Origin of the sequence: Cryobacterium sp. 10I1 (genome assembly GCF_035019805.1) — a bacterium.
GTDB lineage: Bacteria > Actinomycetota > Actinomycetes > Actinomycetales > Microbacteriaceae > Cryobacterium > Cryobacterium glucosi.
In genome coordinates this window covers 1-12,799 of record NZ_JASJVF010000083.1, presented here as the reverse complement: position 1 = coordinate 12,799, position 12,799 = coordinate 1, and the positions used below count along the sequence as shown (strand labels likewise).

Annotated in this window: 10 protein-coding genes, 1 pseudogene and 1 riboswitch; of the genes and pseudogenes, 3 read left to right on the top strand and 8 right to left on the bottom strand. The window is 68.2% G+C overall.

The window, feature by feature from the left end; translation table 11 throughout:
• The 7 genes from QN345_RS09355 to QN345_RS09325 all read right to left on the bottom strand — a co-directional run.
• A partial coding sequence (locus tag QN345_RS09355; RefSeq protein ID WP_416347654.1) for an ABC transporter ATP-binding protein occupies nucleotides 1–1,362 on the bottom strand: 1,362 nt, incomplete at its 3' end.
• Nucleotides 1,363–1,466: 104 nt separating this feature from the next.
• Nucleotides 1,467–2,834 carry an MFS transporter gene (locus tag QN345_RS09350; RefSeq protein ID WP_322189415.1) on the bottom strand — a complete coding sequence of 456 codons (1,368 nt, stop codon included), beginning with the start codon at nucleotides 2,832–2,834 and terminating at the stop codon, nucleotides 1,467–1,469.
• Nucleotides 2,835–3,100: 266 nt separating this feature from the next.
• Nucleotides 3,101–3,580, bottom strand: coding sequence for a 6,7-dimethyl-8-ribityllumazine synthase (gene ribH / locus QN345_RS09345; RefSeq protein WP_322136437.1), 480 nt, complete (start codon nucleotides 3,578–3,580; stop codon nucleotides 3,101–3,103).
• Entirely contained in the window at nucleotides 3,577–4,839 is a 1,263-nt protein-coding gene (gene ribA / locus QN345_RS09340) for a GTP cyclohydrolase II (protein ID WP_134560716.1), read from the bottom strand. The genes ribH and ribA overlap by 4 nt, the downstream gene beginning before the upstream one ends.
• On the bottom strand, nucleotides 4,836–5,468 hold the full coding sequence (locus tag QN345_RS09335; RefSeq protein WP_323504713.1) for a riboflavin synthase: 633 nt from the start codon (nucleotides 5,466–5,468) through the stop codon (nucleotides 4,836–4,838). The genes ribA and QN345_RS09335 overlap by 4 nt, the downstream gene beginning before the upstream one ends.
• A gap of 1 nt (nucleotide 5,469) precedes the next feature.
• Nucleotides 5,470–6,528, bottom strand: a complete 1,059-nt coding sequence (gene ribD / locus QN345_RS09330) for a bifunctional diaminohydroxyphosphoribosylaminopyrimidine deaminase/5-amino-6-(5-phosphoribosylamino)uracil reductase RibD (RefSeq protein ID WP_323508597.1) — start codon at nucleotides 6,526–6,528, stop codon at nucleotides 5,470–5,472.
• A 93-nt stretch (nucleotides 6,529–6,621) separates the two neighbouring features.
• A riboswitch (FMN riboswitch) is annotated at nucleotides 6,622–6,752 on the bottom strand.
• 78 nt (nucleotides 6,753–6,830) lie between these two features.
• Nucleotides 6,831–7,802, bottom strand: coding sequence for a sugar-binding transcriptional regulator (locus QN345_RS09325; protein ID WP_255454143.1), 972 nt, complete (start codon nucleotides 7,800–7,802; stop codon nucleotides 6,831–6,833).
• Nucleotides 7,803–7,955: 153 nt separating this feature from the next.
• Here QN345_RS09325 and QN345_RS09320 point away from each other — a divergent pair, with 153 nt between their 5' ends.
• From QN345_RS09320 to glpK, 3 genes are all read left to right on the top strand, one after another.
• Nucleotides 7,956–9,671: a glycerol-3-phosphate dehydrogenase/oxidase gene (locus QN345_RS09320; protein ID WP_323508598.1), complete on the top strand. Its 1,716-nt coding sequence runs from the start codon at nucleotides 7,956–7,958 to the stop codon at nucleotides 9,669–9,671.
• A gap of 152 nt (nucleotides 9,672–9,823) precedes the next feature.
• On the top strand, nucleotides 9,824–10,588 hold the full coding sequence (locus QN345_RS09315) for an MIP/aquaporin family protein (RefSeq protein ID WP_323504715.1): 765 nt from the start codon (nucleotides 9,824–9,826) through the stop codon (nucleotides 10,586–10,588).
• A 113-nt stretch (nucleotides 10,589–10,701) separates the two neighbouring features.
• Nucleotides 10,702–12,216 carry a glycerol kinase GlpK gene (gene glpK / locus QN345_RS09310; RefSeq protein ID WP_323508596.1) on the top strand — a complete coding sequence of 505 codons (1,515 nt, stop codon included), beginning with the start codon at nucleotides 10,702–10,704 and terminating at the stop codon, nucleotides 12,214–12,216.
• Nucleotides 12,217–12,344: 128 nt separating this feature from the next.
• Here glpK and QN345_RS09305 read toward each other — a convergent pair.
• A pseudogene (locus QN345_RS09305) lies at nucleotides 12,345–12,799 on the bottom strand (tryptophan--tRNA ligase); the annotation flags it as partial.

The following is a 12,799-nucleotide window of genomic DNA, read 5'->3' as shown; positions in this document are numbered from 1 at the left end:
AACGAGGGCCGTCACGAGCGCGTTCGGCATGACGTCCGCGGGGGGACCGGCAGGCGAACCGCCGGAATCGCCGGTACCGGACCCAGTACCAGTACCAGGCCCGGCACCAGGCCCGCCGTCGCCCGCAGCGGCGACGGGCGCCGCGGCATCCGCCGTCGACGCCTGGGTCGCGTACCCGAAGAACACGTTCTCGAAGGAGATCGCGGGGGCGTCCGGGCGGACCGATTCGTTGGCGGCGCCGACGGTGATCGCGAGCGGGAACAGGTCGCGGTCGAACTGGTCCTCTGCGGGCAGGTCGATGATCTCCTGGATGCGGCCGAGGGCGCCGAGCGCCGAGTTGACCGAGGTGATCGCGCCGAAGGCCTGGCCCAGCGGCAGGATCATCAGGAACAGGAAGAGGATGAACGCGATCAGGTTCGCGACCGTGATCTGGCCGCTCGCGACCCGGAAGCCGCCGATGCCGAGCACGACGAGGAAGGACACCTGCATCGCGATGCCGGCGATCGGCACGACGAGGGCCGAGATCTTCGCGACCTGCAGCCCCATCTGGTACGCGCCGGTCGCGTCGGCGTCGACGGCCGCGATCTCGCGGTCTGTCGCGTTCGAGGCGCGCACGGTTCGAATCGAGCTGATCGCCCGCTCGACGCTCGCGGCGAGGGCGCCGACCTTCTCCTGGGCCATGCGGCTCGCGACGCGGATCCGCTGCGACAGCAGCGTGACCGTGACGACGGATGCCGCGATCACGAGCACGGTCAGCCCGAGCAGAACCGGGTCGATCACGAGCATCGCGATCAGCGCGCCGAGGAAGGTGAGCGAACCGCCGATCGCCTCGACGAGTCCCTGGGTGAGCACGGCGCGCAGCAGGGTCGTGTCAGAGCCGACCCGGGAGACGAGGTCGCCGGTGCGACGGGTGTCGAACTCGCTGATCGGGAGGCGCAGCATCCGCCCGATGAGCTTGCGCCGGCTCGAGAGCACGACGCCTTCCCCGGTGCGCTGCAGCAGGTAGTGCTGGTATCCGCTGATCAGCCCGGACACCACGACGAGCGCGACGAGCCCCCAGACGAGTGCGCCGAGGGGCTGGTTCTGCTGCACGACGGTGATGACCTGGCTGACCAGCAGCGGCTGGGCGAGGCTCGCGAGCGCCCCGAGGATGCTCAGCAGGACGACGACACTGAGCACCTTCTTGTGCTCGAGAAGGTAGGGGAGCAGCTGGCCGAAGGTCGCGCGCGGGCCGTTCGCGGCATCCGCACGACGCCCAAGACGCCCGAGGCGGCTGCGCGGCTTCGGTGCCGCGGCCGGTGCGGGCCCGGTGGATGCTGCGGTTTCGGCGGGCGTGCTGGCGTCACTGATCGGGGTACTCACCAATCGAGCTTAACCTCAAACCTCGACCGTGACCCGTCCCGTCCCGGTCGAGAGTGACCCGCGCAACGGGCACTCTCGACCGGAACGGTCACGGAAGGGGCGGGCTACGCCTCGATGTCGACGTCCTTGGTCTCGCGGCTGAGCAGGAGGGCGACCAGGGTGATGACCGCCATCACGAAGAGGTACACGCCGACCCAGAACGGGCTGCCGCCGCCGAGCGTCCAGAGCCAGACGGCGATGAACGGGGCGACCGCCGCACCGAGGATCGAGCTCATGTTGTACGCGAAAGCGGAACCGGTGTACCGCACCGCTGTCGGGAACAGTTCGGGCAGGAGGGCGCCCATCGGCCCGAACGTCATGCCCATCAGGGTGAAGCCGAGGATCAGGAAGATCATCACGCCGAGGAACCCGGCGCCGAGCAGTGGCACGAAGAGCAGTCCGAAGACGATGATCGCGAGGGTGACCCAGATCAGGGTGCGGCGGCGGCCGAAGCGGTCGGCCCAGGGCCCGGAGGCGAGGGTGAACACGCCGAAGAACAGCACGCCGGCGATCATCATCAGCACAAAGGTCGTGTAGCTGTAGCCGAGGCCCGCGACGGGAGCGGTTGTCGCCGCGCGGCCGTAGCTCAGGCTGAACGTCGTCATCAGGTAGAACAGCACGTAGGTCGCGAGCATGATGAAGGTTCCGAGGATCAGTTCGCGCCAGTTGGACTTGAACACCGCGGCGAGCGGGAGCTTGTGCACCCGGTTCGTGCGCGTGGCCTTCGTGAAGGCGTCGCTCTCGACGAGGCGCAGCCGCACCCACAGGCCGATGATGACCATCACCGCGGAGAACAGGAACGGCACCCGCCAGGCCCACTCGAGGAACGCGGTGGACGGCCGGGTCGGGTCGTCGCTCGGCAGCAGCGTGGCGATCAGCAGGAACAGGCCGTTCGCGATGATGAAGCCGATCGGCGCGCCGACCTGCGGGAAGGTTCCGTACCAGGCGCGTTTGCCCTTCGGAGCGTTTTCGGTCGCCACGAGGGCGGCACCGCTCCACTCTCCGCCGAGCGCGAAGCCCTGGGCGAGGCGCAGCACGACGAGCAGCAGCGGGGCGAACCAGCCGACCTGGGCGTAGGTCGGGAGCAGTCCGATCAGGAAGGTCGCGATGCCCATCGTGAGCAGCGCGCCGACGAGGGTCGCCTTGCGGCCGACCTTGTCGCCGAAGTGCCCGAAGACGAGGGCGCCGACGGGACGGGCGACCATGGCCGCGCCGAAGACCGCGAAGGAAGCGAGCAGCGCCGTGGTCTCATTGCCGGTCGGGAAGAAGAGGTGCGGGAAGACGAGAACCGCCGCGGTCGCGTAGACGTAGAAGTCGTAGAACTCGATCGTGGTGCCGATGAGGCTCGCGAGCACGACGCGGCTGCGGGGGTTGGTGGGCGCCTGCGGCTCGGGGGTTGCGGCTGACGGATGCGACAGTGTGGATGAGGACATGGAAGAGAGTCATTCCGTGGTGAGGGGGCGTGATCGGGCGTGTCGACCCGTGCGGGAGCGCCGGCGTCGATCAGGCGTCGTGCCCGCGCGGGGGTACCCGGAGGGAGGTGTCCGCTTGTGGCGGTCACTCTGCACCATACGTCCGTGACTCGTCGGACTCAAATCCTGAGGCGAACCGTCGCCCAATCGGGACTTTCCGTTTCCGGGGCCGAGGGTGCGAACGGATGCCCCTGCCGGCATCCGCTCCCAGTGACCGATCTCGGGTATTACGAATTCGGCATACGGAGGGCGCGCAGCACCTGGGCGGTGTTGATTGCAGCGGATGCCGCTTCCTCGCCCTTGTCCTCCTTCGAACCAGGCAGGCCGGCCCTGTCGAGGCCCTGCTGCTCGTCGTCGAGGGTGAGCACGCCGAAGCCGACCGGCTTTCCGGTGTCGAGGGCGACCCGGGTGAGACCGTCCGTTGCGGCAGCGGACACGTACTCGAAGTGCGGGGTGCCGCCGCGGATGATCACGCCGAGCGCGACCACGGCATCCGCCCCATTTTCGAGGGCGACCTTCGCGGCGACCGGCAACTCGAAGCTGCCCGGCACGCGCACGAGCGAGAACGTGGCGCCGGATGCCTCGAGTACCCGGGTGGCGCCGGCGATCAGCCCATCGGTGATGACGTCGTGCCAGCGGCCGGCGATGATGACGATGGTGAGGCCCGTGCCGTCGACGACGACCGTGGGCGAGCCTGCTCCACTCATAGTGCGAGTCCTTTCACGATGTCCCGGTCGGCCAGGTGGTGGCCCATGCGTTCGCGTTTCACGGCGAGGTACTCCTGGTTGTCGATGCCCACGCCGACGATGAGCGGAACGCGTTCGACGACCGTGACCCCGTGCTCTTCGAGCTGGCGGAGCTTCTCGGGGTTGTTGGTGAGCAGGCGCACCGAGGAGATGCCCATCTGGTCGAGGATCGCGCTCGCGGCGCCGTAGTCTCGGGCGTCGGCGGGCAGGCCGAGCGCGAGGTTCGCGTCGATCGTGTCGAGGCCCTGTTCCTGGAGCTTGTATGCCCGCAGCTTGTTGATCAGGCCGATGCCGCGACCCTCCTGGCCGCGCAGGTAGATCACGATGCCGCCCTCGGCCTGGATGGTTTCGAGAGCCGCGTCGAGCTGCGGTCCGCACTCGCACTTGAGCGAACCGAAGGCCTCCCCGGTGAGGCACTCGGAGTGCACCCGCACGAGGGCGCCGTCCCTGGGCGTCCCCGAGACGAGGGCGACGTGGTCCGCTCCGGTCATCCGGTCGCGGTATGCCCGGATCTGGAAGTCGCCGTGCCGGGTCGGCACGGTCGTCTCGACCTCGAAGTCGACGCGCGGGGATTCCCGGATGGCGTGCGCGGTCGGCAGCTCGGAGTCCGCGTGGAACTCGTCGAGGTAGGCGATCAGGTCGGCGATCGTGATCACGAGCACACCCTCGCGTTCGCCGAGCTCGAGGAGGCCGGGCAGGCGCATCATCTCGCCGTCCTCTGCGACGATCTCGGAGATTCCGGCGACGGGGGCGAGCCCGGCGAGTTTCATCAGGTCGACGGCAGCCTCGGTGTGGCCGTCGCGTTCGCGCACGCCGCCGTCCTTCGCGCGCAGCGGCATGATGTGGCCCGGCCGGTGCAGGCTCGAGGGGGTGGATGCCGGGTCGGCGAGCACGCGCAGGGTGTGGGCACGGTCCGCGGCGCTGATGCCGGTGCTCAGCCGGTCGGCGGCGTCGACGGAGATCGTGTAGTTCGTGCCGCGGGGGTCTTCGTTGTTCGGCACCATGATCGGCAGGTTGAGCTTGTCGGCGAGCTCATTGGTCATCGGCGCGCAGATGAACCCCGAGGAGTAGCGCACGGTCCACGCGAGCCATTCCTGGGTGGCCATCTGCCCCGAGATGATCACGTCACCCTCGTTCTCCCTGCCTTCGTCGTCGGCGACGATGACCGGCTTGCCGAGACGCAGTTCCGCGAGCGCGCTGGGGATGTCTGCGAGGCTCATGAGTGACTCCTTCGTGATCCTGCGTCCGCGAGGGCGAGCATGCGCTCGACGTGGCGGGCCAGGATATCGGTTTCGATGTTGACGTGCTCTCCGACCGTTCGTTTTCCGAGCGTGGTGGCCGTGAGGGTTTCGGGGATGAGGGAGACTTCGAACCACTGCTCGGGTTCGGTCGCCGGGCTGATCGTGCTGACCGTGAGGGAGACCCCGTCGACGGCGATCGAGCCCTTGTTCGTCACGAGGGGCGCGAGTTCGGGGGAGAGGCTGAACCGCAGCACGCGCCAGGCGTCGCCAGGGGTGACCGCGAGCAGCTCGCTCGTGCCGTCGATGTGGCCCTGCACGATGTGTCCGCCCAGGCGCCCGCCGACGAGGGCGGCGCGCTCGAGGTTGACCGGGGTCCCTGGCCCCGCCTCGGAGAGGGTCGACATGCGCAGGGTCTGCGCCATCACGTCGGCGGTGAACGTTTCCGGCGTGCGCTCCACGACGGTCAGGCAGACGCCGTTGACGGAGATCGAGTCGCCGATCGCGGCCCCGGACACGGCGAGAGGCCCGCGGACGGTCAGGCGTACGGCATCCGTGCCGTGTTCGACCCGGTCGACGGTGCCGAGTTCCTCGATGATTCCGGTGAACATGTCAGATCCTTGTCTCTGTGTGTGCGGTTTCCGCGTGCGGGAAGTCCAGGGGCCGGGCGATCACGAGCAGGTCCTCGCCGAGGCGCTCGATGCCCTCGACCGTGAGCCGGCGTTGCTGGTCGATCCCGGTCACGCCGATGTCGCCGACGGCGAGCCGGCCGCCGCCGAGCAGGGTCGGAGCGAGGTAGACGAGGTATTCGTCGACGAGCCCGGACCCGACGAAGGCGCTCGCGAGTCCCGGTCCGCCCTCGATGAATGCGCTGCGGATGCCGCGGGCGTGCAGGTCGTGGAGGATCTCGTTGAGGTCGGGGCCGGGGTAGAACAGCGGCGGATGCGGGTGGTGCCGGATAGTGGCATCCGCGGGCACCGCGCGGGTGCCGATCACCACGGGGATCGGCTGGTTGGGGAGCAGGCTTCCGTCGGCGGCACGGGCGGTGAGGGCCGGGTCGTCGGCGAGCACGGTGCCGGTGCCGACGAGGATCGCGCCTGCGGCCGTGCGCCGCCGGTGCACGTCGAGGCGGGCATCCGGGCCGGTGATCCAGCGGCTCGAGCCGTCGGCCGCGGCGGTCCGGCCGTCGAGGCGCGAGGCCCACTTGCGCGTCACGAACGGGCGGCCGAGCCGCGCGGCGACGAGCCAGTCGGCGAGGAAGGCTTCTCCCTCGTCGGCGAGCACCCCGCCGACGACTTCGACGTCGGCGGCGCGGAGTCGCTCTGCGCCGCCGGACGACGCGCGGCCGGGATCGGAGACGGCGAAGATCACCCGGCTCACGCCCGCTTCGATCAGGGCGACGGCGCAGGGGCCGGTGCGGCCGGTGTGGTTGCACGGTTCGAGGGTGACGATGACGGTCGCGCCGCGGGCGGATCCGGCCGGGAGGTGCGACAGGGCGTCGACCTCGGCGTGGGCAGTGCCGGCGCCGCGGTGCCAGCCTTCTGCCAGGACGACGCCGTCCGGGTCGACGATGACGCAGCCGACCCGCGGATTCAGTCCGGTGGCCGGGCCATTGGCGGCGAGGGAGAGGGCGCGCCGCATGAGCATGTCACGCTCGGTGTCCTGGATCATTCCCGCCCCATTCGTTTCTGCAACGAACTCCGGGGGTGGACTGTGGGTACGCGTACGCCACAATCCTTCGGCGGGCCCCGAAGGTCCAACCGAATCGTGCGCCTCTCATCCGGACTTTAACCGTCGGTGCTGGAATTTCACCAGCTCAACCGTTTCGCCCTGGGGCGGAACGGGTCGCGGACTTTCACCGCCGGTTCGGATTTACACCGACCCCGGAGCACGTTTCTTGCTTCTAGTTATAGCCCAACGCCACCACTCCCGGATAATTCCCTCCCGGCCCTGTGCAGGATTTGGACGTTTTCTTACGACCCGACCAGGGCCCGGGCGGTGCCCTCGTCGATGAACAGGTCGGTGATGAGGCCGGCGGCCAGCGCGCCGCGCAGGCTGTCCACCTTGGAGGTGCCTGCGACAACGCAGATGCGCCGCGGGGTGCGGCGCAACACCGACAGTTCCGGTCCGGTCCCGCGGTCGTTGAGCGGGATGCCGTCTGTCGAACCGTCCGCGCGGTAGAAGACTGTCGCAACGTCGCCGACGACCCCGGCGTCGCTGAGCGCCGTGAACTCCTCGTCGTCGAGGTAGCCGCCGACATACACGTGACTGGGAACCATGGAGAAGGGCGATCCCACGCTGAAGAGGGCGACATCCATGTTGCCCTGCATTTCCAGCAACCGGCGCAGTCCGCGTTCACGCCAATAGGCCGTGCGTGTGGCCGGGTCGTCGAAGAAGGTGGGAACCGGGAACTGCTCCAGGCGGGCGTCGAACGCGTTGCTGAATCGCCGCAGGATCTCATTGGCGTAGTCGAGGCCCGTGCTGCGGGTGTTTCCGGCGCCGTTCAACTGCACGATCTGCGCGTTGTGGGTGCGCTTCGGTGTCAGGTGGCGGCTGACGGCATTCATCGTGGAGCCCCAGGCGATGCCCATGATCATGTTCGAGTCGAAGAATTCGCCGAGAATCCGTGCAACGGACAGGGCAACTCGCTCCAGCCTGTCGACGTCGCTGGCATAGTCGGGCACCGGCAGAACGTGCGCGGTGACCTGGAACCGGTCCAGGATCAGCTTCTCGACCCGGCTGGGAGCATCGAGCGGAGAGCGGATCTGGATGTCGACCAGCCCGCTGGCCCTGGCCTGGCTGAGCAGGCGTGACACCGACGAACGGGAGGTGTGCAGCTCCTGCGCGATGGCCTCCATCGTGAGGTCCTGCACGTAATACAGCTGCGCCGCGGTGAGGGCGTCCGAGGTGCGGTCGGACAGGGGCGGATCATTCGGATGGATCACGGCGACTCCTTGCACATATGTTCACGGTTCTTGACCGTTTGTGTAGAACTTAGCAGGGTAGGAGAAGTCTCCCGTCCCGCATAGTTTCCCAGCCGCAAAGAAGTGAGCGAATCAGTGCCGTCAACTCCCGATCAGTCATCCTCCGCCCGTCCGCTGTCCGGAGCCGCCGCCCAGGCCGCCCTGCAGCAACTCCCCCGGGCCCAGGTGCTCATCATCGGAGCCGGGATCAACGGCATCGCGACCTTCCGTGACCTGGCGATGCAGGGCATCGACGTCGCGATCGTCGACAAGGGCGACTACGTCTCCGGCGCCTCGTCGGCCTCCTCCCACATGATCCACGGTGGTGTGCGCTACCTCGAGAACGGGGAATTCCGCCTGGTCAAGGAGTCGGTCGAGGAACGCAACAGCCTGCTGAAGATCGCCCCGCACTACGTCAAGCCCCTCAAGACGACCATTCCGATCTACTCCACCTTCTCCGGGGTGATGTCGGCGCCGATGCGCTTTCTCACTCACCGCCAGGCTGCGGCCCAGGAACGTGGCGCCTTGCTGATCAAGATCGGCATGATGCTCTACGACTCCTTCTCCCGCGACGGCGGCACGGTGCCCCGGCACGAGTTCCTCGGCAGGAAGGCCTCGCTCAGACTGCTGCCGCGCCTCAACCCGGGCCTGAAGTACACGGCCACTTACTTCGACGCCTCGATGCACGACCCCGAGCGCCTCGCGCTCGACGTGCTGGCCGACGGCCTGGCCGCCGGTGCGCACGCGCGCAGCGCCAACTACATCGAGGCCATCGGCATGGATGCCGCGGGCGTGCGTCTTCGGAACGCGGTCACCGGCGCCGAATTCAGCTTCGAGGCCGACATCGTCGTGAACACGTCCGGGCCCTGGACCGACCTCACGAACACGGCCCTCGGCCAGACCAGCACGTACATGGGCGGCACCAAGGGGTCGCACATCGTGCTCGACAACCGGGAGCTTCTCGCGGCAACGGGTGGCCGCGAAATCTTCTTCGAGCACAAGGACGGCCGCATCGTGTTGATCTACCCGCTTGCGGGCCGGGTGCTGGTCGGCACCACCGACCTCGAACACGATATGACCCAGCCCGCGCGCTGCACTGAGGCCGAGGTCGACTACTTCTTCGATCTCGTCAAGCACGTTTTCCCGGATGTGGCCGTCGACCGCTCAGAGATCGTCTTCCGGTTCGCCGGTGTGCGTCCGCTGCCGCGGCACGACGACGAGGCGCCGGGGTTCGTCTCCCGCGACTACCGCATCGAGTCCCGTCCGCTCGGTGCCCGACCGGGCACCCTGCTCAGCCTCGTCGGCGGCAAGTGGACGACGTTCCGGGCCCTCGCCGAGCACCTGAGCGGTGACATCCTCGCCGTGCTCGGCCGCACCCGGGTCGTGTCGACGGCCGGCCTTCCCATCGGCGGCGGTCGCAACTTCCCGTCGACGGATGCCGCGCACCGGGTGTGGATCGTCGCGAACGGCGACGAGGTCGGCGCCTCGAGGGCCGACGAACTGCTGACCCGCTACGGCACCCGCGCGGTCGACGTGATCGACTTCATCACCGCGGAACCGGACGAAGCGCTGGAACACCACGCCGATTACTCCCGTCGCGAGATTGAGTTCCTCGCGGCCACAGAATCCGTGGTGCACCTGACCGACCTCGTGCTGCGACGAACGAGCATGGCCTTCCGTGGTGAGCTCAGCCTGGCGCTGCTCGAAGAACTCGCCGGAGTCCTCGCTCCCGTGCTGGGCTGGGATTCCGCGCGCGGGGCAGCCGAGCTCGACCTCGCCGTCGACGTGCTGCGCGACCGGCATGCTGTCGAGCTCACCACGGTCGACGCGGCATCCGCTCCACGCGCGTAGCCCACGATCTGCACAAACGTGCACGCGTGGATGCACCATTGGCCGCGCTGAGCCGATAGGTTTCTCGAGATTCGTTTTACGGCCATCATCGGCCCAAACGTTGTTTCATCACCAACGTCAGCAACTCGGCTTCACTGAACAAGGGTGTCAATGTGGACAATCTCAGTATCGTTTTCCTCTCGGAGCTTGTGGGCACGGCCCTCCTGGTTCTCCTCGGCTGCGGGGTGGTCGCCAACGTGGCCCTCGCCAAGAACAAGGGGCTCGGTGGCGGCTTCCTGATGGTGAACATCGGCTGGGGCCTCGCGGTCTACTCCGGCGTCATCGTCTCCTACAACTCGGGGGCGCACCTGAACCCCGCCGTGACGCTCGGCCTCGTCGCATCGGGCGCGACGGAGTTCGGCTCCAGGGTCCCGGTGAACTTCCTGTCGGTGCTCGTCTACATCGGCGCGCAGATGGTCGGCGCCATCATCGGCGCCGTCTTCTGCTGGCTCGCGTACAAGCAGCACTTCGACCAGGAGCCCGACCCGGCGAACAAACTCGGCGTCTTCTCGACCGGCCCGGCCATCCGCTCCTACGGCTGGAACCTCGTCACCGAGATCATCGGCACCTTCGTTCTGGTCTTCGTCGTGATCGCCTTCGGCGGCGGGCGGCAGGGCACGTCCGGCGGCCTCGCCGCTCTGGGCGCCCTGCCAGTGGCCCTGCTCGTCATCGTGATCGGCACCTCGCTCGGTGGGCCGACCGGGTACGCGATCAACCCGGCCCGTGACCTGGGACCGCGCATCGCGCACTTCATCCTGCCGATCAAGGGCAAGGGCTCGTCAGACTGGGCGTACTCCTGGGTGCCGGTCGTCGGACCCGTCATCGGCGGCGTCCTCGCCGGCCTCGTCTCCACAGCACTCCTGCCGGTCCTCGCCTAGCCCGGCGTCCGCCGGTGGCGCCGGCCGGGGCGGCCGCCTCGCCGGACATTCCCACACAGCTTTCACCTCACCCGCTTAACCTGACACACACACGAATAACGAAGGAGTTATCAATGGCTGACTACGTCATCGCGATCGACCAGGGGACGACCAGCACCCGGGCGATCATCTTCGACAAGGCCGGTTCGATCGTCTCGAACGGCCAGCTCGAGCACGAGCAGATCTTCCCCCGCGCCGGCTGGGTCGAGCACGACCCGATGGAGATCTGGAACAACACCCGCGAGGTCATCGGGCAGGCACTGTCCAAGGCGAACCTGACCCGGCACGACATCGCCGCCGTCGGCATCACCAACCAGCGCGAGACCGCCGTGGTCTGGGACCGCACCACCGGGCTCCCCGTCTACAACGCGATCGTGTGGCAGGACACCCGCACCCAGCCCATCGTCGACCGCCTTGCCGCCACCGAAGGCGTCGAACGCTTCAAGAAGCAGGTCGGCCTGCCGCTCGCCACGTACTTCTCGGGCACGAAGATCGTCTGGATCCTGGAGAACGTCGAAGGCGCCAGGGCCAAGGCGGATGCCGGCGAGCTGATGTTCGGCACGACGGACTCCTGGGTGCTCTGGAACCTCACCGGCGGCCTCGAGGGCGGCGTGCACGCGACCGACGTCACCAACGCGAGCCGCACGCTGTTCATGGACCTCGAAACCCTGCAGTGGGACGACGACATCCTCGCCGCCTTCGACGTGCCCCGGTCGATGCTGCCCGAGATCCGCTCCTCCTCCGAGGTCTACGGCATCGCGAGCGGCCACAGCCTGCTGCGGGAGACCCCGATTTCGGGCATCCTCGGCGACCAGCAGGCCGCGACGTTCGGCCAGGCCGCGTTCGACCAGGGCGAGGCGAAGAACACCTACGGCACCGGTAACTTCCTGATCTTCAACACCGGCACCGAGATCGTGCACTCCCAGAACGGGCTGCTCACGACCGTGGGCTACAAGCTCGGCGACGGCGAGACGCACTACGCGCTCGAGGGCTCGATCGCCGTCACCGGAGCCCTGGTCCAGTGGCTGCGCGACAACCTCGGCATCATCGGTTCGGCCTCAGAGATCGAAGCGCTCGCCCTGTCTGTGAAGGACAACGGCGGCGCCTACTTCGTACCGGCGTTCTCCGGCCTGTTCGCGCCGTACTGGCGTGCCGATGCCCGTGGTGCACTCGTTGGACTGACCCGCTTCGTCAACAAGGGCCACATCGCCCGGGCAGCACTCGAGGCGATCGCGTACCAGTCGCGTGAGGTTCTCGACGCGGTCAACGCTGACTCTGGCGTTCCGCTCACCGAGCTCAAGGTCGACGGCGGCGCGGCGGCCAACGACCTGCTGATGCAGTTCCAGGCCGACATCCTCGGAGTCTCGGTGGTGCGCCCGGTCGTGGCGGAGACGACCGCCCTGGGCGCCGCGTATGCGGCCGGCCTCGCGGTCGGCTTCTGGAACGACCTCGACGAACTCCGCGCCAACTGGCAGGAGGACGCCCGCTGGGAGCCCCAGCTCGACGTCGCCGAGCGTGACCGCCTCCTCCGCAACTGGAAGAAGGCCGTCACCAAGTCCCTCGACTGGGTGGACGAGGACGTCCTCTAGCTCACTGCGCTCGAGCGATACCGGCGTATGTGGCCGATTCGGACAGTTGCGGCCCGCGGGCCGGCAACAGTTGTCCGAATCGGCCACAGTCGTCTCGGCCGTGTGCCTCAGGGCGCGCGGGCGGGTGGTCAGCGGGGCGGGAGCAGGCCGACGCGGTCGTACGCACGGGCGAGGGTGGCATCGGCAACGGATGCCGCCCGCGCGGCGTTGACGGCCAGCAGGCGGTCGAGCTCGGCCGGGTCGTCGAGCAGCTCGATCACCCGGGCGCGGATCGGACCGAAGGTACCTGTGACGACCTCGGCGAGGCCCTTCTTGAGGTCCCCGTAGCCGCGGCCGGCGTATTCGTCCTCGAGGGACTGGACCGTGCGCCCGGCCATGGTCGAGTAGATCGTGAGCAGGTTGGCCACGCCGGGCTTGTTCTCCCGGTCGAAGACCACGCCGCCATCGGCATCCGTCACCGCGCGCATGATCTTCTTGGCGGTGACCGAGGGCTCATCGAGCACCCAGATCACGCCGGCGTGCGACTCTGCCGACTTCGACATCTTCGACAGCGGGTTCTGCAGGTCGTAGATCTTGGCGGTCT